General features: G+C 59.1%; 21 protein-coding genes. 17 read left to right on the forward strand and 4 right to left on the reverse strand.

Translation table 11 applies throughout. The annotated features are described in order from the left end of the window. The first annotated feature begins 6 nt into the window (after nt 1-6). From MK208_RS04010 to ribD, 14 genes are all read left to right on the forward strand, one after another. Nucleotides 7-564, forward strand: coding sequence for a hypothetical protein (locus MK208_RS04010; RefSeq protein WP_294114159.1), 558 nt, complete (start codon nt 7-9; stop codon nt 562-564). Then, nucleotides 561-833, forward strand: coding sequence for a sarcosine oxidase subunit delta (locus MK208_RS04015; protein ID WP_294114161.1), 273 nt, complete (start codon nt 561-563; stop codon nt 831-833). The genes MK208_RS04010 and MK208_RS04015 overlap by 4 nt, the downstream gene beginning before the upstream one ends. Further along, entirely contained in the window at nt 830-3,760 is a 2,931-nt protein-coding gene (locus MK208_RS04020; protein WP_294114162.1) for a sarcosine oxidase subunit alpha family protein, read from the forward strand. Before MK208_RS04015 ends, MK208_RS04020 begins: the two co-directional genes overlap by 4 nt. Further along, on the forward strand, nt 3,753-4,298 hold the full coding sequence (locus MK208_RS04025) for a sarcosine oxidase subunit gamma (RefSeq protein ID WP_294114163.1): 546 nt from the start codon (nt 3,753-3,755) through the stop codon (nt 4,296-4,298). Before MK208_RS04020 ends, MK208_RS04025 begins: the two co-directional genes overlap by 8 nt. Before the next feature lie 34 nt (nt 4,299-4,332). After that, nucleotides 4,333-4,671, forward strand: coding sequence for a hypothetical protein (locus MK208_RS04030; protein ID WP_294114165.1), 339 nt, complete (start codon nt 4,333-4,335; stop codon nt 4,669-4,671). A gap of 15 nt (nt 4,672-4,686) precedes the next feature. After that, nucleotides 4,687-6,654, forward strand: coding sequence for a DNA primase (gene dnaG / locus MK208_RS04035; RefSeq protein ID WP_294114166.1), 1,968 nt, complete (start codon nt 4,687-4,689; stop codon nt 6,652-6,654). 127 nt (nt 6,655-6,781) lie between these two features. Next, complete coding sequence (gene rpoD, locus MK208_RS04040) at nt 6,782-8,773, forward strand: RNA polymerase sigma factor RpoD (RefSeq protein WP_294114168.1); 1,992 nt, start codon at nt 6,782-6,784, stop codon at nt 8,771-8,773. Between the two features lie 3 nt (nt 8,774-8,776). Then, nucleotides 8,777-9,061 carry an HlyU family transcriptional regulator gene (locus MK208_RS04045; protein ID WP_294114170.1) on the forward strand — a complete coding sequence of 95 codons (285 nt, stop codon included), beginning with the start codon at nt 8,777-8,779 and terminating at the stop codon, nt 9,059-9,061. Nucleotides 9,062-9,196: 135 nt separating this feature from the next. Continuing rightward, nucleotides 9,197-9,622, forward strand: coding sequence for a hypothetical protein (locus MK208_RS04050; protein WP_294114172.1), 426 nt, complete (start codon nt 9,197-9,199; stop codon nt 9,620-9,622). Between the two features lie 49 nt (nt 9,623-9,671). Next, complete coding sequence (locus MK208_RS04055; RefSeq protein ID WP_294114174.1) at nt 9,672-10,094, forward strand: hypothetical protein; 423 nt, start codon at nt 9,672-9,674, stop codon at nt 10,092-10,094. A 22-nt stretch (nt 10,095-10,116) separates the two neighbouring features. After that, nucleotides 10,117-10,542, forward strand: a complete 426-nt coding sequence (locus tag MK208_RS04060; RefSeq protein ID WP_294114176.1) for a hypothetical protein — start codon at nt 10,117-10,119, stop codon at nt 10,540-10,542. Between the two features lie 13 nt (nt 10,543-10,555). Then, nucleotides 10,556-10,972, forward strand: a complete 417-nt coding sequence (locus MK208_RS04065) for a secondary thiamine-phosphate synthase enzyme YjbQ (protein WP_294114178.1) — start codon at nt 10,556-10,558, stop codon at nt 10,970-10,972. A gap of 229 nt (nt 10,973-11,201) precedes the next feature. Then, nucleotides 11,202-11,669, forward strand: coding sequence for a transcriptional regulator NrdR (gene nrdR, locus MK208_RS04070; protein WP_294114180.1), 468 nt, complete (start codon nt 11,202-11,204; stop codon nt 11,667-11,669). Nucleotides 11,670-11,671: 2 nt separating this feature from the next. Next, a complete protein-coding gene (gene ribD, locus MK208_RS04075) occupies nt 11,672-12,781 on the forward strand; it encodes a bifunctional diaminohydroxyphosphoribosylaminopyrimidine deaminase/5-amino-6-(5-phosphoribosylamino)uracil reductase RibD (RefSeq protein WP_366010450.1) in 1,110 nt (369 codons plus the stop codon). 3 nt (nt 12,782-12,784) lie between these two features. On the opposite strand, the gene MK208_RS04080 is transcribed toward ribD, so the two are convergent. From MK208_RS04080 to MK208_RS04090, 3 genes are all read right to left on the reverse strand, one after another. Continuing rightward, nucleotides 12,785-14,788, reverse strand: a complete 2,004-nt coding sequence (locus MK208_RS04080) for a capsular polysaccharide biosynthesis protein (RefSeq protein WP_294114557.1) — start codon at nt 14,786-14,788, stop codon at nt 12,785-12,787. A 5-nt stretch (nt 14,789-14,793) separates the two neighbouring features. After that, nucleotides 14,794-15,903, reverse strand: coding sequence for a polysaccharide biosynthesis/export family protein (locus MK208_RS04085; protein ID WP_294114182.1), 1,110 nt, complete (start codon nt 15,901-15,903; stop codon nt 14,794-14,796). 133 nt (nt 15,904-16,036) lie between these two features. After that, the gene (locus MK208_RS04090) at nt 16,037-17,329 is read right to left on the reverse strand and encodes a capsular biosynthesis protein (protein WP_294114183.1); all 1,293 of its coding nucleotides are present in this window, start codon (nt 17,327-17,329) and stop codon (nt 16,037-16,039) included. 150 nt (nt 17,330-17,479) lie between these two features. On the opposite strand from MK208_RS04090, the gene MK208_RS04095 reads away from it, so the two are divergent. Together MK208_RS04095 and sigZ are read left to right on the forward strand one after the other, a co-directional pair. Then, the gene (locus MK208_RS04095; RefSeq protein WP_294114184.1) at nt 17,480-18,070 is read left to right on the forward strand and encodes a riboflavin synthase; all 591 of its coding nucleotides are present in this window, start codon (nt 17,480-17,482) and stop codon (nt 18,068-18,070) included. A 240-nt stretch (nt 18,071-18,310) separates the two neighbouring features. Beyond that, nucleotides 18,311-18,856 carry an RNA polymerase sigma factor SigZ gene (sigZ, locus tag MK208_RS04100; RefSeq protein ID WP_294114186.1) on the forward strand — a complete coding sequence of 182 codons (546 nt, stop codon included), beginning with the start codon at nt 18,311-18,313 and terminating at the stop codon, nt 18,854-18,856. A 6-nt stretch (nt 18,857-18,862) separates the two neighbouring features. On the opposite strand, the gene MK208_RS04105 is transcribed toward sigZ, so the two are convergent. Further along, complete coding sequence (locus tag MK208_RS04105; RefSeq protein ID WP_294114188.1) at nt 18,863-20,110, reverse strand: membrane dipeptidase; 1,248 nt, start codon at nt 20,108-20,110, stop codon at nt 18,863-18,865. Between the two features lie 148 nt (nt 20,111-20,258). Here MK208_RS04105 and MK208_RS04110 point away from each other — a divergent pair, with 148 nt between their 5' ends. Beyond that, nucleotides 20,259-20,975, forward strand: coding sequence for a glutathione S-transferase family protein (locus MK208_RS04110; protein ID WP_294114190.1), 717 nt, complete (start codon nt 20,259-20,261; stop codon nt 20,973-20,975). Nucleotides 20,976-21,189 lie beyond the last annotated feature (214 nt).

Raw genomic sequence — 21,189 nt, forward strand, 5'->3', positions numbered from 1 at the left:
GCGGCGATGACGGGTGTTTTCAAGAGTGTGTTGTTGAGCGGTGCTTTGATGGCGGGGCCTGTGCTGGCCGAAGGACCGCCGGAAGGGTGCTATGTGCGGGATTACACTGATGCGCATCTCGCAGGCCAACCGGCGCAGGTGGTCGATTGGATGCAGCTGTGGATTTACAGCGATGAGAACCAGAACAAGCTGGCCAATATGCTGGTCGGGTTTACCAACCAAGGGCACGTTGCGGGCACTCAACATGCGGGGCAGGTGCTGGACCAGTTCCTGCTGTGTTTTGACAGCGGCGGGCGCAAGGGCTGCACCGTGGAATGCGATGGCGGCAATTTCTTTGTGACACGCGACAGTGGCGACGCGATGACGATTGAGACCAGCTATTTGATGGTGGGAGAAACCGACAGTTGTGGCGGGGCGGTGGATCTGGCGGAGGTGCCGGGCAAAGCGGTGAAATACAAGCTGTTCCGTGCGGATGCGCAGCGTTGTGAGGCGGCGCGGACTGTCTATGTTGTGTCTGATGCGACCGTTTTTGATGGTCCAAGCGGTGATGGGGAAAGCAAATGAGATTGACCTGTCCGCATTGTGGCGAACGTGATCGGCGCGAGTTTTACTATCAGGGGGACGCAGTGGCGTTGAACCGCCCTGATCCGGAGGCTAGCGACGTTGTGTGGGATGACTATCTGCACAACCGCGACAACCCGGCGGGCGTGACGCGGGACCTTTGGTATCACGAAGGCGGTTGCGGTGCTTGGATCGTGGTGACACGCAACACGCTGACCCATGAGGTGCTTGCAACCGAACTGGCGTCTGACGTGACGGAGGTCAGCGCATGAGAATCGCGGGCAAAGGCCAGGTGGACCGGGGCACGCCGGTTAGCTTCACTTTCGATGGCCACACGGTGCAAGGCTTCGTGGGGGATACCGTGGCCTCGGCCTTGCTGGCCAATGACATCAAGCTGGTGGCTCGGTCGTTTAAGTATCATCGGCCACGGGGCGTGATGGGCGCGGGCTCGGAAGAGGCCAATGCGCTGGTCACCGTTGGGCGCGGCGCACATCAGGAGCCCAATGTGCGGGCGACGACGCAGGAGGTTTATGACGGGCTGGAAGTGCGCAGCCAGAACCGGTGGCCCAGTCTGGATGTGGACCTGTTGGCGATCAATGATCTGGCGGCGCCGTTTCTTGGGGCGGGGTTTTATTACAAGACCTTCATGTGGCCCAAGGCCTTTTGGGAGCGGGTGTATGAGCCGATCATCCGCCGCTCCGCTGGTTTGGGGGCGCTGTCAGGGGAGCACAACGAAGGCATCTATGAAAAGGCATTTGCCTTCTGCGATGTCTTGGTGATTGGCGCGGGGCCGGCGGGTCTCATGGCGGCGTTGACGGCGGCGCGGGCTGGCGCGGACGTGCTTTTGGCGGACGAGGACAGCGTGCTGGGCGGGCGTCTGAATGGCGAGCGCGAAGAGATTGATGGCATTCCGGCTGCAGTATGGGCTGCGGATGTGGTGGACGAACTGGCAGCCATGCCCAACGTGCGCCTGATGTCGCGCACCACGGTCACTGGCGCGTATGATCAGGGCACCTTTGGTGCGCTGGAGCGGGTGAGCAATCACCTCAGCGGCGCAAACGGGCGACCTTTGGAATGTTTCTGGCGCATTGTGGCGAAGCACGCGATCCTCTGCGCGGGTGCCATTGAGCGGCCGATTGCATTTAAGAACAATGACCGACCCGGGATCATGGGCGCGGCGGCGGTGCGGACCTATCTGCATCGCTATGGCGTGGCGCCGGGGCGGGCGGTGACGGTGTTTACCAACAACGATGATGGCCATCGCACCGCGCGGGACTTGAAGGCTGCGGGCGTACATGTGACCGCCGTGTTGGACAGTCGGAAAGATGGGCCAGATGGGCAAGGCTATCCGGTGATCTACGGGGCCGAAGTTTGTGACACCGGAGGGCGCAAGGCGCTGGAGAGTGTGTCTTACCGAACGGTCAGCGGGGAAGAGAAGCTTGGCACCGATTGTCTGGCGGTTTCCGGCGGCTGGAACCCGACGGTGCATCTGACGTGCCACATGAACGGGCGTCCTGAGTGGCGCGAGGACATTCAGAGTTTTGGCCCGGTGGACGGTATGGTGCCGGGTTTGACCACGGCGGGGGCTGGCAACGGGACGTTTTCAACGATGGGCGCGATGCAAGAAGGCGCTGCGAAAGCAAAAGCGGCTGTCGAGGCGCTGGGCTTTGAGGTTGGGGATGTGGATCTGCCATCGGCGGAGGATGCGCCCTACAACATGGAACCGCTTTGGGCGGTGGCTGGTCGCGGGCGCGCGTGGTTGGATTTCCAGAACGATGTAACCGTCAAGGACGTGAAGCAGGCGGCGACCGAGAACTTCCGCTCGGTGGAGCATATGAAACGCTACTCCACACAGGGTATGGCGCCCGATCAGGGGAAGAATTCCAACATGGGCGCGTTGGCGGTTTTGGCGGATGCGACAGGGCGCGGGATCCCTGAGACCGGCACGACCACCTTCCGCCCGCCATTTGTGCCGGTGAGCATCGCCGCGCTGGGCGCAGGCGGGCAGGGTGTTGGCTTCGCGCCGGAGCGGTTCACCACCAGCCATGACGCCAGCGTCACCGATGGCGCGCCGATGATTGAAGCAGGGCTGTGGTATCGGCCAAGTTTCTACCCTAAGGCGGGCGAAACTAAGTGGCGGCAGAGCTGCGACCGTGAGGTGCAGATGGTGCGCAATGCGGTTGGTATCTGTGACGTGTCCACGCTGGGCAAGATCGACATTCAAGGCTCGGATGCGGGCGCGTTGTTGGACTTTGTCTACACCAATACCTTCAGCACGCTGAAAGTGGGTAAGGTGCGCTATGGCTTGATGTTGCGCGAAGACGGCACTGTCATGGACGACGGCACCACTGCGCGATTGGGCGAGGAACATTTCGTGATGACCACGACCACGGCAGCGGCGGGGCCGGTGATGCGGCACTTGGAGTATGTGTATCAGTGCCTGCGACCGGAGCTGGATGTCTCGATGGTGTCGGTGACCGAGCAATGGGCGCAGTTTGCGGTCGCGGGGCCGAAGTCGCGTGAGGTGCTGTCCGGCATTGTCGGTGAGGAGATCGACAACGAGAGCTTCTCGTTCATGGGCTGTGGCGAGGTCAGTGTTGGTGGGGTGCGGGGGCGGTTGTTCCGCATCTCGTTTAGCGGGGAACACGCCTATGAGATTGCGGTGCCCGCGCGCTATGGCGAGAGCCTGTACCAAGTGCTGGTGCAGAAGGCCGAGGCGCTGGGCGGTGGGGCGTATGGCATGGAGGCGCTAAATGTGCTGCGCATCGAGAAAGGTTTCATCACCCATTCCGAAATTCACGGGCGCACGACGGCTTTTGACATTGGTATGGAACGCATGGTGAGCACGAAGAAGGACTGCATTGGCAAAACCATGAGCGAGCGGCCGGGGCTGTCTGGGGCTGAGAGGGAGCAGCTGGTGGGCTTAAAGCCGGTGGGAGCGGTGAAACAACTGACTGCCGGGGCGCATTTGTTTGAGGTGGATGCGGAGCCGGTGCGGGAAAACGAACTGGGATACACCACCTCGGTTGGGTTCTCGCCAACCTTTGAGAGCTTCCTGGGATTGGCGTTCTTGCGCAATGGACGTGCGCGGCATGGTGAACAGGTGATGATGGTGGATCACTTGCGCGGTGTGACCGCGCGCTGTGAGGTCTGTGATCCGGTGTTCTTTGATCCAGAAGGAGGGCGGATGCGTGGTTGAGTTGCTTGCAAAGACGCCTTGTGAGGGGCTGTTGCCGATCTCCGTGGGCAACGTGTCATTGGCTGAAGATCTACCGGTGAGCCTGACGATGCTGACGGTGCACAAGGGGCGGCTTGAGGCTTGCTCCGAGTTGCTGAAATCCGCGCATGGCATGGCGATGCCAAAACCAAATCGCGCCACAGGCACAGCGGCTGCGCGGGCCATTTGGTTTGGGCGGGATCAAGCCATGCTGGTGGGGCCTGCGCCCAACTGGAGCCTCAAAAACGAGGCCGCTGTGGTGGACCAAAGCGATGCCTGGGCGGTTGTGAAGCTGGAAGGCGTCGGCGCAGAAGACGTGTTGGCGCGGCTTGTGCCTGTGAATGTGCGGACGGCGACTTTCAAGCGGGGGCATACGGCGCGCACCATGTTGGGGCATATGACTGTGTCGATCACACGGGTTGGGGAGCAGGCATTTCAGATCATGGCGTTCCGTTCCATGGCGAAGACGCTTGTTCACGATTTGCAAAGGGCCATGGAAAGCGTCGCCGCGCGCGGGTAGTCTCTTTGGGTCTAAAGTGATTCAGGAGGCCTTGATGGTCCGTTATACTCTCGTGGCGCTGATGCTGAGCAGCGCAGCAGCCTATGCCGCTGATGGCAAAGAAGACACCTGCAAATACCAGGGGCAGGTGATCAAGGCCATTCAGGACGCCCGGCTGGATCGTGTGAAAGCCAAAGACCTGGAAGAGTATCTGCTCGCCAATGAACCTACCTGGCCGGAGAACTACAACGCGGCAATCACGCATTTTGCGCCTGTGGTTTATGGTGCCAAAAAGCGTGACCTGAAAAAGATCGATCTGGGCGCACAAGTTGAGCAACAGTGTCTGGACAATTGGGACCAAATTCAGGAAATGCAGAAGTCCGCTTCAAACTGACCTGATCGGATTGCCATGTCCTTACCGCCCGGATTTCTAGATGAGCTTCGCAGCCGCACCTCCATTGTTGACGTGGTGGGGCGCAAAGTCATGTGGGACCCGCGCAAGTCCAATCAGGGCAAGGGGGACATGTGGTCACCATGCCCGTTTCACCATGAAAAAACTGCGTCTTTTCATGTGGATGACCGCAAGGGATATTACTACTGTTTTGGCTGTCACGCCAAAGGGGACGCGATCAAATTTGTGACCGAAACCGAGAATGTCGGTTTTATGGAGGCGGTGGAGATCTTGGCCGAAGAGGCCGGGATGACCATGCCCAAACGCGATCCGCAGGCGCAGCAGAAGGCGGATCGGCGCACGCAGTTGGCAGAAGTCATGGAAATGGCGGTGCAGCATTTCCGGCTGATGTTGAATGCCGGGGCAGGCGCGGAAGCACGGGCCTATCTGGACAAGCGCGGCATGGCGCAGGAAACGCGGGATCGGTTTGACATTGGTTTTGCACCGGATGGCTGGCAAGGCCTGTGGGACGCGCTGACCGGCAAAGGCGTAGCACCTGACTTGATCCTCGGCGCCGGATTGGCCAAACCGTCGAATAAGGGCGGAAAGCCCTATGATACCTTCCGTAACCGGATCATGTTCCCGATCCGAGATGCGCGCGGCAAGTGTATCGCCTTTGGTGGTCGCGCGATGGACCCCAATGACAATGCCAAATATCTCAACAGCCCCGAGACAGAGCTGTTTGACAAGGGGCGCAGTCTTTACAATCACGCCCCGGCGCGGGAGGCGGCGGGCAAAGGCCAGCCGTTGATTGTGGCCGAGGGCTACATGGATGTGATTGCACTCTGTGAGGCCGGGTTTGGCGCGTCGGTGGCCCCATTGGGTACGGCGGTCACGGAAAACCAGTTACAGTTGCTGTGGCGCATCTCGGACGAGCCGATCATCGCGCTGGATGGCGATAAAGCGGGCATACGCGCCGCGATGCGGGTGGTGGATTTGGCTCTGCCGCTGCTGGAGGCCGGAAAATCACTGCGCTTTGCAATTATGCCAGAGGGGCAGGACCCGGACGACCTGATTAAGGCCAAAGGTGCAGGGGCGGTGCAGAAGGTGCTTGATGCCGCGATGCCGATGGTGAACCTGCTGTGGCAACGTGAGATTGAGGGCAAGGTCTTTGACAGCCCGGAACGCCGCGCCGCACTCGACAAACTGCTCAAGCAAAAGATCAAACTGATCCAGGACCCGTCGATCCGCAGTCACTATGGCGAGGCGATCAAGGAACTGCGTTATGAGCTGTTTCGTCCGCAGCGGGGCGGTGGCGGTGGCTTCTCCGGTGGTCGGCGGGGCAAGTGGAATGCGCAGCCGACAGTTCAGGTGCACACCAAGACCTCGATGCTGGCCGCGAGCGAAGGCCCGGTGGAGATGCGGGTGCGCGAGGCGGTGGTTTTGGCGGTCGCTTTGGTCAATCCAGAACTGCTGGATGATTTCGAATATGAGATCGAAAGCATGGAGTGTCTCGATCAGGACAACGCCTATCTGCGCGACGTGCTGTTGCGCTATGCCAACACGCCGGACCCGCGCAGCAATGTGGAAATGGCTTTGGGGCCGGAGATGGTTGAAAACCTGCTACGCCAACCCCATGTCGCCATCACCCCCGCCGTACGCAAACCCGGCGACATGGCGCTTGCGCGCATGACGCTGACCGAGGAGCTCGCAAAGCTCAAAACCGTGCGGGGCTTGAGCGAAGAAATCGCCGAAGCGGAAGAAGATCTCATGAGCGTGGCTGATGAGGCGATGACCTGGCGTTTGGGCCAGGCCGCAGAGGCGCGAAACAAGGCTATGCAAAGCGGTCTCGACGATGAAGGCGGGGGCGAATTTGCTGTTGGCGACAATGGGGCGCCAATTGACAAGGATGAACGCGCAGCGTTGGATGCGCTGCGAGATATGATCGATTTTACAAGGGGCGGGAAGCCGCCACGCCGGAGTTAGAACTCTAAGGCGCAGCCTTGTAAGCAACACATGAAGAAAACGGGCGCGGTGGGGTTGCGAATCACCCTATTGCGGGGTTGATTCGGAGCCAGCGAATCACCTTCAGCCGAACTTGCAGGAGCACTTAATGGCCGCCAAGGACAACGACGACCAGAAGCCCGCCGATCAGGACGCCGAAATCTCGCTCGATATGAGTCAGGCCGCCGTCAAGAAAATGATCGCTGAGGCTCGCGAGAAGGGCTACATCACCTACGATCAGCTGAACCAGGTTCTGCCCCCAGATCAGGTGAGTTCTGAGCAAATCGAAGACGTGATGTCGATGCTGTCCGAGATGGGCATCAACATCATCGAAGACGAAGAAGCCGAGGAAGAAGAGGCCAAATCCACCGCGGTTGTGGACACGTCTTCTGCCAACCGTGGCGTTGCAATTGCCTCTGGCAACAACGAAAAACTCGATCGCACCGACGACCCTGTGCGCATGTACCTGCGCGAGATGGGCTCTGTTGAGCTTCTGAGCCGAGAAGGCGAAATTGCGATTGCCAAGCGCATCGAGGCTGGCCGCAACACCATGATCGCCGGTCTGTGCGAAAGCCCACTGACCTTCCAGGCGATCACCATCTGGCGCGATGAACTTCTGTCTGAAGACATTCTGCTGCGCGACGTGATCGATCTGGAAACCACTTTTGGCAACCAGATGGGTGAGGATGGTGAAGAAGAGGGCGGAGAAACTCCGGTGGCCGAAGCGGCCAATGTGACCTCTGCGCCGAAGAAGGAAGCCGAGCAAGAGCTTGATGCGGACGGCAACCCGATTGCCAAAGACGACGATGATGACGAAGACGAGCAGGCCAACATGTCCTTGGCTGCGATGGAAGCTGCGCTGAAGCCGCGGGTTCTGGAGACGCTCGACATCATCGCACGTGACTTTGCGATGCTCTCAGATATGCAGGACGCGCGTATCTCGGCGACACTGAACGAAGATGGCTCTTTCTCTGAAGGAGACGAGGCGACCTACCAGAAACTGCGCTCCGAGATTGTGGAGTTGGTGAACGAGCTTCACCTGCACAACAACCGTATCGAAGCGCTGATCGACCAGCTGTATGGCATCAACCGCCGTGTCATGCAGATCGACAGCTCTATGGTGAAGCTGGCTGACCAGGCCCGCATCAACCGCCGTGAGTTTATCGACGCGTACCGTGGTCGCGAGCTGGACCCGAACTGGCTCGACGATATGTCCGAGAAGTCCGGCCGTGGCTGGCAGATGTTCATGGAGCGCTCTGTCGACAAGGTCACCGAGCTGCGCAACGACATGGCGCAAGTGGGCCAGTATGTCGGTTTGGACATCCCGGAATTCCGCCGCATTGTGCAGCAGGTTCAGAAGGGTGAAAAAGAGGCACGTCAGGCCAAGAAAGAAATGGTTGAGGCCAACCTGCGTCTGGTGATTTCGATTGCCAAAAAGTACACCAATCGCGGCCTGCAATTCCTTGATCTTATTCAAGAAGGTAACATCGGCCTGATGAAGGCGGTGGATAAGTTTGAATACCGTCGCGGCTATAAGTTCTCGACCTATGCGACCTGGTGGATCCGTCAGGCCATCACCCGCTCGATTGCCGACCAAGCGCGCACGATCCGTATTCCGGTGCATATGATCGAAACGATCAACAAACTGGTGCGGACATCCCGCCAGATGCTGCATGAGATCGGCCGTGAGCCAACGCCGGAGGAACTGGCCGAGAAGCTGCAGATGCCTCTGGAGAAAGTGCGCAAGGTGATGAAAATCGCCAAAGAGCCGATCTCTCTGGAAACTCCGATTGGGGACGAAGAAGACAGTCAGCTGGGTGATTTCATCGAGGATAAGAATGCTGTGCTGCCTCTGGACAGCGCCATTCAGGAGAACCTCAAAGAGACCACCACCCGTGTGCTGGCTAGCCTCACTCCGCGTGAGGAGCGGGTTCTGCGGATGCGCTTTGGCATCGGCATGAACACGGACCACACCCTTGAGGAAGTGGGTCAGCAGTTCAGTGTGACGCGCGAACGTATTCGTCAAATTGAAGCGAAGGCGCTGCGCAAGCTGAAGCATCCAAGCCGCTCGCGCAAACTGCGCAGCTTCCTGGATCAGTAAGCCATGTCGTTTCTGAAGAAGCTTTTTGGCGGCGGCGGTGCAAAAGAAGCCGCTGCTGAAAAGACGGTTCAAGCGGTGGAATACAAAGGCTATCAGATCACGCCGTGTCCCATCCCGGATGGTGGTCAGTTCCGCATTTCCGCACGAATTGATGGTGTGGTGAATGGCGAGGCCCAAAGCCATACGTTGATCCGGGCCGATGTGCTGCGCGATCAGAGTGAGGCGGCGGAGGCCTCTGTTGGCAAGGCAAAGCAAATGATTGACCAGATGGGCGATCAGATTTTCTGAGCCAGTTAGGTTACTTCACTCGAAGACGAAAAAGTGAACAGGTCAGCAGCTTTGCTGGCCTTTTCTCTTGGATAGATTGCAGTTAGGCTGAACGTGCTCGCCACCATGGGCGGGTGCAAATTTCTGAGAATTTTGATGAAACATCTTTCTGCTTTGGCATTTCTGACGTTGGCAGCTTGCGCTAATGCGGGTGGCTTGGGGACGAGCGATTTTGCGACCGTTGGCAATATCCGTGTTAATCAAGTGTCGGCAGATGTGTTTGAGGTGATGTCGCGTCCGGGTGGCAACCCCATGGCGCAGTATTGGTGTGGTGCAGGCAACTATGCGGGGCAAGTGCTTGGTGCGCCTGCTGGTGCGCGCATCTACGTGGTTGGTGAGGCCGGGCGTGCTGTGACCTCCGATAGTCTGGATGCGGCCCAGTTTTCTTTGAAGCCTGCAGGTCAAGCAAGCGGCGCCACAGGACGCAAGGGGACCTACGGCCCTCGCATTGGCGAAGATGAGTTTGTGGCGGATGCGCGGCGTTACTGTCTTATAATTGGTGATCCTTTCGCGATTTTCTGAAACGGGCTTTAGTGATGGCCGGCTTATGGGCACGGCAATGGAGAGAAGCATGAAGAAGTGCACGGTTGGCTTTATGGCTGGTGCTTTGGCGTTGAGCGCCTGTATGTCGACAAGCTCTGGCGGTGGGTTCGTGTCTCGAAGTGGGGTGCGAGTGACCCCCGTAAATGCGGATGTGTTTGAAGTCGGTGTGCGGCCAAACGCCATTGAGGCTGAATTCTGGTGCGGCGCCGGGGATTACGCAAGCCGTCAGCTGGGTGCTCCGAACAGCGCCCGGGTTTATGTCGTTAGTGGGACCGGGGCTGGCACGGTAACGTCCAATCCTGAGACGGCCCAGTTCTCCTTAAAGCCGCCGCAAGCGGTTCAGGGGGCCGCCGGGCGCTCAGGTCGTTGGGGGCCGCGTCTGGGCTCCAGCAAGTCGGTGGGGGCTGCACGTCAAGACTGCAACATCGATCGCAACAACTTCTGGGCCTGACATAAGCCCCGGTGGAGGTCATATGAAACGGTTCGCTGGCAATTTGGTTGCTTCGGTCTCCGTGATGGTTTTGATCGGCTGTCAAACTGGGGGAAGTGCAGCGTTTTCGGCACGCAACGGTGTGCGGGTCAACCCGGTCAATGCCGATGTCTTTGAAGTGATCGCAAGGCCCAATGGGCGTAAGTCGGATTTCTGGTGTGGCGCGGGTTCTTATGCGAGCCAGCAGCTTGGCGCGCCCGACAATGCACTGGTCTATACCGTTGGTGGTGCCGGACGCGGTGTCACAATGAACAGTCCTGATGCGGCTCAGTTTTCCTTGAAACCTCCGGAGCAGGTGTCAGGTGCGACAGGGCGGGCCGGCAATTGGGGGCCAAGCGTTGGGCAAGCCAACAGCGTTGGTCGCGCGCGCAACAGTTGCGCGCCTCTGAAGAACAGCGACACCAGTTAACAGGCCCAACACAATGCAAACCGAGTTTCAAGTCGCCACGCGTGGTCCTGGGCTGTATGAGTTCACACGTGATATTACACGATGGGCGGCGCAAAGTGACCGTTCGGGATTGCTCACGCTGTTTGTGCGCCACACCTCGTGCAGTTTGCTCATTCAGGAAAATGCGGATCCGGAAGTGCAGACTGATTTGCAGAACTTCTTTCACCGCCTTGTGCCACCAACAACCGATCCGTCAATGAGCTATCTGACCCACACCTACGAAGGGCCGGATGATATGCCCGCACATATCAAAGCGGCGATGATGCCGGTCTCACTCTCCATTCCGGTCTCAAACGGACAGCTGGCGTTAGGAACTTGGCAGGGGATTTACCTGTTTGAACACAGGAATGCGCCGCACACGAGACGTGTGACAGCGCATTTAGGTGCATGAATGGAAAGACCGTTGGGCCTTTGAAGTTGATATAGGGCCGTGGCGGAAAATCTTCAGGGGGAAAGCCGGATGTGTTTTCCCAGTAGCGCTTATCTTGGGGTGGCTTTTTGCCTCTACCCAAAGGCTTGTAGCTCTCCTATAGTGCCTGTGGATAACTTGGGAAAATACCCAACCCACGCCGTAACTTATTGCGGCACAGGCAAAGAGCAGATGAAACAAGGGGAAGTCTATGCGCTGTCCGTTTTGCGGAAACATCGACACTCAGGTGAAAGATTCGCGGCCTGCGGAGGATCATGTCTCGATCCGTCGTCGCCGGTTTTGCCCCGCGTGTGGCGGGCGGTTCACAACCTACGAACGTGTGCAGCTGCGCGATCTGGTGGTGGTGAAATCCAACGGCCGTCGCGAAGACTTTGATCGTGACAAGCTGGAGCGCTCGATCCGTATTTCCATGCAGAAACGCCCGGTGGAGCCAGAGCGCATCGATCAGATGATCAGCGGCATCGTGCGGCGTTTGGAGAGCATGGGCGAGACAGATATCCCCTCCAAGACCATTGGCGAGATTGTCATGGAAGCCCTAGCGCGGATTGATACCGTGGCCTATGTGCGCTTCGCCAGCGTCTACAAGAACTTCCAAGCCGCCGACGACTTTGATAAATTTGTAAGCGAACTGCGTCCCGACCCATCTCCTGAGGAGTAAACGTGACTGATCGCCGTTACATGGCGTTGGCCCTTTCCTTGGGCCGGCGCGGTCAGGGTGTCTGCTGGCCAAACCCGGCCGTGGGTTGTGTCATTGTGAAAGACGGACGTGTTGTCGGGCGGGGCTGGACCCAGCCCGGTGGTCGGCCACATGCGGAGCCGGTGGCTTTGGCGCAGGCCGGTGCGGCCGCTCGTGGTGCCACGGCTTATGTGACGCTGGAGCCCTGTGCCCATCATGGGCAAACTCCGCCCTGTGCTGAAGCGTTGATCGCGGCGCAGGTGGCGCGTGTGGTGGTGGCTGTGGAAGACAGTGACGCGCGCGTGTCTGGGCGCGGGTTGGCGATGTTGCGCGAGGCGGGCATTGAAGTGACCACCGGCGTGCTTGCGTATGAAGCGGCACGGGATCTCCAGGGGTTCTTTCTAAAAACCGATCTTGGGCGTCCGTTTCTAACCTTGAAGCTGGCGACCACATTGGATGGTCGGATTGCGACGGCTACAGGCGAAAGCCGCTGGATCACCGGGCCGGAGTCGCGCCGCGCTGTGCACGGCATGCGCCTGCGGCACGATGCGGTGATGGTGGGTGGCGGCACAGCGCGGGCGGATGATCCGTCGCTGACTGTGCGCGACTTTGGCGAGGTGGCGCAGCCGGTGCGCGTGGTGGTGTCGCGGCGATTGGATCTGCCTTTGATGAGTGTCTTGGCGCAGACGGCCAAAGACGTGCCGGTCTGGATTATTCACGGCAGAGACGCGGATGCCTCCTTGCAACAAACGTGGCGAGACCTCGGGGCGACGTTGTTGCCATGCCCGCTTGAGGGCGTGCATTTGTCTGCGAAAGGCGTGCTGGAAGCGCTTGGTAAACAAGGGCTAACGCGGGTGTTTTGTGAAGGCGGCGGGGCGCTGGCGGCGTCTTTGCTGGCGGCGGACATGGTGGACGAGTTAATCACGTTCTCCGCAGGTGTTGTCATCGGGGCCGAAGGCCATCCGGCGATCGGCGCCATGGGCTTGGCGCGATTGGGGGAGGCGCCGCGGTTTGACCTGGTGTCACACCAGCGCATGGGTCAGGACGTGATGAGCGTCTGGCACCGCATTGAGGCGCAGCGCCATCCGCGTTGAGCCTCAGCGCCAGAGCGATTGATAACTGGCGAACCGGCCTTGCAGTTTTGACAACAGGCGGTTGCCCCAACCGGGGTGCGGGATGTATCCGGTGGCTAATCGTTCTAGGGCTACTTCGACAGGACAGGGCAGACCGGATACGGGGTCGCGATAACGCGGATAATCGATCAGTGCGGCATGTACGAGGCCTTCGAGACTTGGCTGCGCCGTGCGGCGCGCGGGAATGTCTCCGCGATCATCTGTTAGGCCCCAGCCCGCGTAGAATGGCGCGCCCAATGTGGTGACTTTGCAGCCGTGCAGCAGTGCTTCGAAGCCGGTAAGCGAGGTCATGGTCCAGACCTCTTCGACCTCTTTAAGAAGCGCGGCCATGTCGGCCTGATCTAGCACCATATCAGCTAGTGCTTCCGCATCTTCGCGTGAGATTTGCCCTTTGCGCAGGCCAGCTTCGACATCGGGGTGGGGCTTATAAAGAATGCGGGCGGTTGGGTTGGCGGCGCGGGCGGCTTTCAGCAGGGCGAGGTTGGTCGTGATGCCAGTGGTGCCGGTGAGGATGGAGGCGTCGTCCTCGACTTGGCCAGGCACCAGAATGCGGTGACCATCGGGTAGATCGAAGGAGGTGCCGCCAAGGTTATATTTGGTAATGCGATGTTTTTTCAACGCTTTAATAAGCCTCTCGGCACGCAGCTGTTGATCCGGGCGCAAGGTGGCGCGTTTTGTGATCAACCTCTCCAGTCTGCTTTCCTGTGTGGGATCGTAGTAGATACCGAGGTCATCACAGACCAAGGACAAAGGTGGGACCAGCTCCGCCCCAAGGCCGCGGGAGCGCAGGAAGCCGTCTTCGATCCGTGTTGCACGTTCCGGGCCGGGTTTGCTGGCCCAGACCATGGCTGGGCGGGAGGAGTGCTTCTTGTCGAAGGTCAGGGCTTTGTACCGGCCAAAGAACTTTTGCAGCGGTTTGCGCTTCCATAGGCGCATGCCGAAAGCGTTCCAGCCGTGGCGATCTTCGCGCCATGCGCGGGATTGGGCGGCGAGCTGTTCAAGGCTGTCTTCGAGTTCACAGAGCTTGTCGCGGCAAGGATCATACCATGTTGGGTAGAGGATCATCGCGGCGGCAAAAAGCTGTGCGCGGGTCAGGCGACGTTGGCGGTGGTAGAGCGGGAACTCGTCCTGTGTAAGCTCCCAGCCGGCGTAGAATGGTTGGCCAAAAATGCGCGGTTTGTGACCGGCGAGAATGGCTTCGAAGCCAAGTTGTGAGGAGACCGTGTAGACGGCAATGGCGCCGTCGAGCAGTATCCAGGGGCTGATGGGATCGGTGTAGAGCGCGACGTTGTCGCGGGTGTCTTTTTCACTGTAGTAACCCGCGCGGGCGCCGTTCTGGGTTTCTGGGTGGGTCTTGATCAAGATGCGCGCGCCAGGGTTCTCCTCCTGCGCCATGACCAGCATCTCTTGGAAGCGCAGATCATTGGCTCCAGAGGCGGTAACGGCCGCATCATCGCGGGTTTGGTCGATCACCAGCACATAGCCTGGATCGGGGGCAGGCAGGTCCGGATCAACCGCGGCGTACTTGGTGAGGTGGTTTTCCTTGAGCCGTTCAATGGCGCCACGGGCGCGGTTCAAAAGGACCGAGTCGTCCAGCGGTTCGTGCTTGAGAAGGCGTTCTAGATCAGAGGGTTGGTTGGGATCAAAATGCGGACAGGTGCCATCGATCATCAGGCCGATAGGGGGCTCTTTGCCGGTGCGTCCGGGGAAGAGGGAACGCAGGAAGGCGTCTTCGACATAAAGCTGCGATGCGCCGGTTTTTTCCGCCATGGCGTGGCCGCGATGGGCGGTGGGGCTGTTGCCCCAGATCGCGATCAGGTCCTCAGACGTGGTGCGGCCGAAACGCAGCTCATACCCTGCGAGCGACAGAATGCGGCGCAGGCGTTTCTGGAAAAAGAAACCGCCGTTGAATGCAAAAAGCCGCCGGGGATTGGTGTTCCCGGCGGCTTCTTCGGTTGTTGGGTTAATCAAGATCAGCCACCTGTGCTAATACCGCCCACTTCCAAGAGCGTGTCGGCCGATGTCAAAGTGCCGGTGATGGCTGAAATGGTTTTGTTCCAGGTGGTGATCGGCGCTTCGGTCACGTAAAGCGTGTCGCCGTCGCGGACGATGAAGTCACGGGCGGTGAACATGCCGTTTGGCTTGGTCAGGTTCAGTACGTAGACCATACGCTGTGCGCCATCGAGGTCTTTACGGCCCAAGACATTGTTAGCGACCACGTCTGCTTCGTTGCGGAAGATGAACACGCCGGTTGGGTCACTGGAGGTGGCAACCAAGCCGCCAACCTGGGCAATGGCCTCAATCGCGGAGAGGTCTTTGGTGAAGAAGTTCACGCGACTCTGGGTGCCCGTGGCGCCAAGCGCGGTGAAGGCGCGGGTGTCTTCTTCGACCAGAATGCGGTCACCGCCGCGCAGGGCAATGTCGAGTTCTGGGTTGTCATAAAGATCCTGGAACCAGATCTGGCCGGTTTCCCTGCCGCGCAGAACGGTGATCTGGGCGATCTCCGGCACGATGGTCACGCCGCCAGCTTGTGCCAGCATGGTGGAGAGCGTGCGGGTTGGGCGCTCGATAGGGTAGACGCCTTGTGCACCCACGGTGCCCACTAGCGAGACAGTGGAGCCGTCGCCAGCCGCGCGGCGGACTTCGACCTGTGGATCGGGTGTCTGCTCTTCGAGTTTGGCGGAAATGATGCGGCGGATGCCTTCGGGCGTGTTGCCTGCTGCGCGGATGCGGCCGGCGTAGGGCACAAAGATAAAGCCTGCGCCGTCGACCTGAACTTCCTCAAGCACCGCAGCCACTTGGCCTTCTGGACCCAACAGCGGCTTGTCGACGTTTTCCCAGATTGTGAGGGCCAAGATGTCGCCGGGACGAATCGTATCGGAGCCAAGTTGGCCGGCGTTTTTGAAGCTGTCGGAGAAACCAAGCGCGGGCACAACGGCGGTGGCGCGTGACACCCGGTCGTTCACTTCAACAATAAAGGCATCGCCTTCTTTCTGCACGGAACCCGCGTAGATTTCGCTTTTGTTGGGGCCGGAGCGCGGCACAAGGTTACATGCGGCAACGGTGCTCGCCAGAGTCAACACTACGGCGCACTTCCCCCATCGGGATGCAAAGGATTTCACTGCTCGGTCTCCTCGACCTGATTATTCTGCCTCAGTTTTTTGAGACAACTTACAGAAATCCTAACTAAAAATCCAGCGCTAGACCTTGTGGTCGCTATTTCACCAGACGCAACTGTTGCCTTGGTGCCGCTGTGCCAGCTGCCAGCGCCTGATACGGATCGAGGTCTGACAGCATCATGTCCACCACCTGGCGCATCAAACGACGGCGGCCACGGGCGGAGTAAAAGCCGCCTGGAACCTGACTGGTTTCAAGCAGATAGCGGCGATAAGTCTTATACGCGCGGTTGTCGGGCCGCATGGCGGCGGCGAAGAATTCCGGCAAAGGCTGCGTGCTGACAAACTCGGGCTGGTTGAACACCGCGTCGCCAAAGGCCTTGATCGGAATGCCACGCCAGAGCACCTGTTGTGCGGCGGTGGAGTTCACGGTCACGGCAGTGCGGGTGTCATTCAGGAGTTGGGCAAGCTTGCCGCCGCGCACGTAGTGCACGCGTTTGGACACGCCGAACTGCGCGGACAGCCTGCGGATTTCTTTGCGCAAGGGCACGCGGCCGTCCTCAAGCGGATGGGCTTTGAACACCAGATGGTGATGCTGCGGCGCGCTGTCGGCGAAGTTCTCAATCACCAGCGACAGGAAGTCGGACATCGTGTCAAATGGCGAGTGCTTCTGAAAGCTGCTGTCGTGTTCGAGTTGCAGCAGCGCGAGATGATACGGGAAGCCGCCGTAACGGATGCGCAGCGTGGCGATGCGGCGTTCGATGGCGTGGAGCGGCATCAGCAGAAGCCGTTGCAAATACAGCTGAAATTCAAGTGTGACCGACAAGGATCGGTGCGGTTTGAAATTGCGGAACTTACGGTTGGTGAACATCACAAACCAGTGGTAGAGCGCGCCATAGAAGACGTGGTGGCGCATGTCGCCCCAATGGCCCGGTGGCATCGGGGTTTCCATATCGGAGCCTTCCAGCGCTTTCTCCATCTGCGCGATGTCCATGTTCATCAGGCGCGAGTTGCCATTGGAGCCGCCGCGCTCATAGGTCACCCAATAGGGACGCAGGTAGCCTTCCTCAAAGACATGCACGCGGATGCCCGACGCTTTGGAGATCTCCACCGCCTGCGCATGGATCGGGCGCACGTCACCATAGAGCACAATGTCGGTAACGCCTTTGTCGGTCAGGATATTTTTGTAAGTCTCGGGCCAGGCCTCGGGCGTGTCCAGATAAGGAATGAAGCTTTTCTGGTGCGGCCAGAAGGCGCGGTCCCCGGCGTTGAACCCGACCCGCCAGACCGTGGCGCCAGAGCGGCGCAACATGCGTGCCAGCGCTGCAAAAAACGGCCCGTGGGGGCCTTGCAGGAACAGGAACACTTTGTTGTCGCCGGACGGAATTGTCATAACGGTCAAACCTATACGCCTTCTCTTAAGGGGATGTTAGCCCAGCGGCGTGGCAAAAATATGGTCATGACTTGCCGCGGCTTGGGCGGCTTGTCTTGGGGCGGTTCGGGCTGTAGGTCTTAGGCCGATCACAGCTATGGAGCGCGGCCCGTGTTTACCGGAATTATCACTGATGTTGGCGAAATTGTTGCCCTGGAGCAGCGCGGCGACCTGAAGGCGCGCATCAAGACCGCCTATGACACCAAAGGTATTGAGCTGGGCGCGTCGATTGCCAGCGATGGGGTGTGTCTCACCGTAATTGCCTTGGGCGATGACTGGTATGATGTTGAAATTTCAGCGGAAACCGTGTCCAAAACCAATCTTGGCGATTGGCGTGAAGGGCGGCCTGTGAACTTGGAACGTGCGCTGAAGGTGGGCGACGAGTTGGGTGGCCATATCGTGTCCGGCCATGTGGACGGCGTGGCCGAGATTGTCGCGATGAAAGACGAGGGCGACAGCACACGGTTTACTTTCAAAGCCCCGGAAAGCCTGGCAAAATTCATTGCGTCCAAAGGCTCTGTGGCGCTGAATGGCACGTCTTTGACGGTGAATGAGGTCGATGGCTGCGACTTTGGCGTGAACATCATTCCGCATACCAAAGAGGTCACCACCTGGGGTCATGCCAAAGTCGGCGACAAGATCAACCTCGAGATCGACACGCTGGCGCGCTATGTGGCGCGGCTGGCGGAGATGGGGTCTTAAGCCAACGCGCGCTGTGCGCAACACGTCGGTATTCCATCTGTATCGCGGCTGTTTTGCGGAGGTGCGATTTTTGCGCCTGTTGCATCGGTGATTGGCATTAAGATTTTGAAGGCTGGGGGCCAGCCCCCAGACCCCCGGGATATTTTGGGAATGAGAATGTTGGGCCGTGCATTGAGAGGCGGGCCTTGCAGTCTGTCATCCAACGTCCCAGTCTTGGGGGAGCAACGCGGGACAGGTGAGATGCAGTTGGATCAGATTTGGCAGGACTACAGCGGCGCCTTACGGGGCTTTCTGCGCAAGCGGGTGGCCAACGAGGCGGATGTGGAGGATTTGCTGCAGGAGATCCTGATCAAGACCCATGCACATTTGTCCGACGTTCGTGATCCGGCGGCGCTGCGCGCTTGGTTGTTTCAGGTGGCGCGCAATGCGACGGTGGATTTTTACCGCACGCGAGGCAAGGCGCAGGCCATCGATGCAGATGACCTTTGGTATGGGCACGCCGAAGAGGCGAGTGCGTTGCGTGACTTGGAAGGCTGCGTCGGCGTATTCCTCTCCGCCTTGCCAGATAAGGATGCCGCGTTGCTGCGGGCTGTGGACCTGGAGGGGCGGCGTCAAAAAGAGGTCGCTGCCGAAATGGGGGTGGCCTACAGCACGCTCAAATCTCGCGTGAAGGCCGCGCGAGAGAAGATGGCGGATCAGTATCGCGCTTGCTGCGCGATGGAACTGGGCGCGCAGGGAGAGATCCTTGACTACGCCCCCAGAGAAAAGCGCTGTGGCGGGTGTTGAGCCAGATCAGCGGTTGAAGAATTTGCCTTCCAACTCCTGACGCAGGCGCAGGCGTTCGGGGTATTCCTGTAGGAATTGCTCCGGCGGTTTGCCTTCCCAGACTTGGGCAAAGACGCGCATTTTGTTGCCGCCGTAGATTTTGGCGAGGTCTTCGTTGCTGTAGCCGCGTGCCCAGAGATCATCAGTGATGGCGGCGAGGATTTTTGCGAGTTCGCCGTTGCCGGTGGCGCCTTTGTTAAAGGCGTCAATCATATAGCCGCCGTCGTTGTACATATCGGCGTTGGCTGTGGCGAAGTCGACCACCAATTGGGTGGAGAACATGTCATCGGTGGCGATGCCGACGTGGTCCACGCCCACGAGTTTCACATAGTAGTCGATCATGTCTGCGGCCTGCGCAGGGGAGATGTTTTCCGGCCAGATGCCGTCCATCATCCACTCCGTAAATGTGGGGGAGATATAGCCGCCGGATTTGGCCGCACGCAGGGCTTCGTCATCGGGAATGGTGCGGTAGCAGCCTTGTGGCGTGGCGTTGGGCTCGTTTTTGTAGAGGCCGGCCGGAACCGAGTGGGTGTAAACATAAGGCACGCCGGGGTAGGTGGCATCCACATAGTCCATGGCGTCATTGGCGGTTTTGGAACCGGTGTGGCTGAGATCGAGCAGGATGCCAAAGCGCACCATTTCGTCGATCACCTTTTTGCCCCAGGGCGTGAGGCCAATGTCGCGGCCGTTTTGGGCGGCCAGTTGACCCGAGCCGGTGCGGAAGATGTCGTTGTAAGCCAGGATCATGGATTTGACGCCGATGTCCTTGAGCGCGGCCATCTTTTTCAGATCACCGTTAAGGATGGTGGCGGTCTGGCTGTTCCAGATCACCGCGGTTTTGCCTTGCAGATGCGCGGCCTCAATGTCGCGGGTTTCGTTCACGATCAGGTAGTTTTCCGGCTGCTGCGCCATGGCCGCGCGGAAGTGGTAGTGCTGCTCCAGAAAGGTCTCCCAGGACATGTCGGCGGCGGCGAGGGTCATTTCATGGCCGGTGATACCGTTGTCGCGCGCCCGCTGGAAGTAGGTGTGCAGTTGTTCATATTCGGTCCAGCCGGTGCCGTAGGGGCTGGCCAACATGCCAAGCACAATGGTGTCTTTCACAAACTGCGTGGCCTCCGGGCTGGCCTCCCAGGTCTTGCTTTCTTCACTGCCAAAGGCCGGCAGGGCCAGACAGGCGGCGGTCAGGGCGGCAAAAGACACAGTTCGCAAGGACATGGGGCTCTCCAAAAAATACATGAAATTTGAACGCAGTATGTGGAAGGGTCGCAAAAAAACCAAGGCTGATGGAAAAAGTTTGAGAAATCTGTCGTCTTTTTCCCGTCTCGCGCGTCTTCAGGTCAAAGAGATCAAAAGGACACAGACAATGATCAAGATTGTGAGCTTCAAAATCTGCCCGTTTGTGCAACGGGTGACTGCGCTTCTGGAGGCCAAAGGGCTGGACTATCAGGTCGCGTACATCTCGCTGTCTGACAAGCCGCAGTGGTTTCTGGACATGTCACCCAACGGGCAAGTGCCGGTGATGGTAACCGAAAGTGGTGTGGCGCTGTTTGAGAGTGAGGCCATCATTGAGTATATCGAAGAGGCTTATGCGCCTCTAGAGGCGGATGTCTCACTGGAGCAGAAAGCTTTGAACCGCGCATGGAGCTATCTGGCGGCGAAAAACTACCTTGTGCAATGTGGCACCATGCGCAGCCGCGATGCAGAGACCTTGGCGGAGAAATCGGCCAAGCTGGGCACGGCGTTTGACAAGATCGAAGCAGCGCTTGGCGACGGACCGTTTTTTGGCGGTGAGCAAATTGGGGTGGTAGATATTGCTTGGCTGGTGCTTTTGCACCGAGCACAGATCATCAAGGACCACACTGGATATGATTTCCTGGACGGCCGTCCAAAAACCCAGGCCTGGCAGGCGGCGATCATGGCCACTGGGCTGGCGCAGAAAGCGGTTTCCGAGGACTTTGAAGAAGCCTTCACCAAGTTCTATCTGGCGGATGTGACCTACCTTGGGCGCGGGATGAAAGACGAGCCACCACAAGTGGCCGCCGCAGGGGGCTGCGGAACAGCAACCTCAGGGTGCTGCTAAGTCTTCTCCTTCCCCAAATATCCCGGGGATGAATTGGCATGGCCAAGAAGGGGCAGCGCCCCTTGTCAGGCTCAGCGACAGCTGAGCCTGCGTGCTTCCTGAAAAGGGAGCGCTAACACCCGCGTGTTTGCGCATCCGCGCACAATGCCGTTGCGTTTTTGAGCGTCGGGGCGTCGTGGCTGCACTGGCAATCGCGTCCCGCATGGGCTATCTG

Origin of the sequence: Shimia sp. (genome assembly GCF_022448905.1) — a bacterium.
GTDB lineage: Bacteria > Pseudomonadota > Alphaproteobacteria > Rhodobacterales > Rhodobacteraceae > Shimia.

Coding starts and splice junctions, on each gene's coding strand:
- MK208_RS04055 (WP_294114174.1), top strand. CDS start 9,672: ATGAAGAAGTGCACGGTTGGCTTTATGGCTGGTGCTTTGGCGTTGAGC.
- MK208_RS04020 (WP_294114162.1), top strand. CDS start 830: ATGAGAATCGCGGGCAAAGGCCAGGTGGACCGGGGCACGCCGGTTAGC.
- MK208_RS04060 (WP_294114176.1), top strand. CDS start 10,117: ATGAAACGGTTCGCTGGCAATTTGGTTGCTTCGGTCTCCGTGATGGTT.
- MK208_RS04050 (WP_294114172.1), top strand. CDS start 9,197: ATGAAACATCTTTCTGCTTTGGCATTTCTGACGTTGGCAGCTTGCGCT.
- MK208_RS04105 (WP_294114188.1), bottom strand. CDS start 20,110: ATGTCCTTGCGAACTGTGTCTTTTGCCGCCCTGACCGCCGCCTGTCTG.
- MK208_RS04010 (WP_294114159.1), top strand. CDS start 7: ATGACGGGTGTTTTCAAGAGTGTGTTGTTGAGCGGTGCTTTGATGGCG.
- dnaG (WP_294114166.1), top strand. CDS start 4,687: ATGTCCTTACCGCCCGGATTTCTAGATGAGCTTCGCAGCCGCACCTCC.
- MK208_RS04065 (WP_294114178.1), top strand. CDS start 10,556: ATGCAAACCGAGTTTCAAGTCGCCACGCGTGGTCCTGGGCTGTATGAG.
- MK208_RS04110 (WP_294114190.1), top strand. CDS start 20,259: ATGATCAAGATTGTGAGCTTCAAAATCTGCCCGTTTGTGCAACGGGTG.
- MK208_RS04045 (WP_294114170.1), top strand. CDS start 8,777: ATGTCGTTTCTGAAGAAGCTTTTTGGCGGCGGCGGTGCAAAAGAAGCC.
- sigZ (WP_294114186.1), top strand. CDS start 18,311: ATGCAGTTGGATCAGATTTGGCAGGACTACAGCGGCGCCTTACGGGGC.
- MK208_RS04030 (WP_294114165.1), top strand. CDS start 4,333: ATGGTCCGTTATACTCTCGTGGCGCTGATGCTGAGCAGCGCAGCAGCC.
- MK208_RS04015 (WP_294114161.1), top strand. CDS start 561: ATGAGATTGACCTGTCCGCATTGTGGCGAACGTGATCGGCGCGAGTTT.
- rpoD (WP_294114168.1), top strand. CDS start 6,782: ATGGCCGCCAAGGACAACGACGACCAGAAGCCCGCCGATCAGGACGCC.
- MK208_RS04090 (WP_294114183.1), bottom strand. CDS start 17,329: ATGACAATTCCGTCCGGCGACAACAAAGTGTTCCTGTTCCTGCAAGGC.
- nrdR (WP_294114180.1), top strand. CDS start 11,202: ATGCGCTGTCCGTTTTGCGGAAACATCGACACTCAGGTGAAAGATTCG.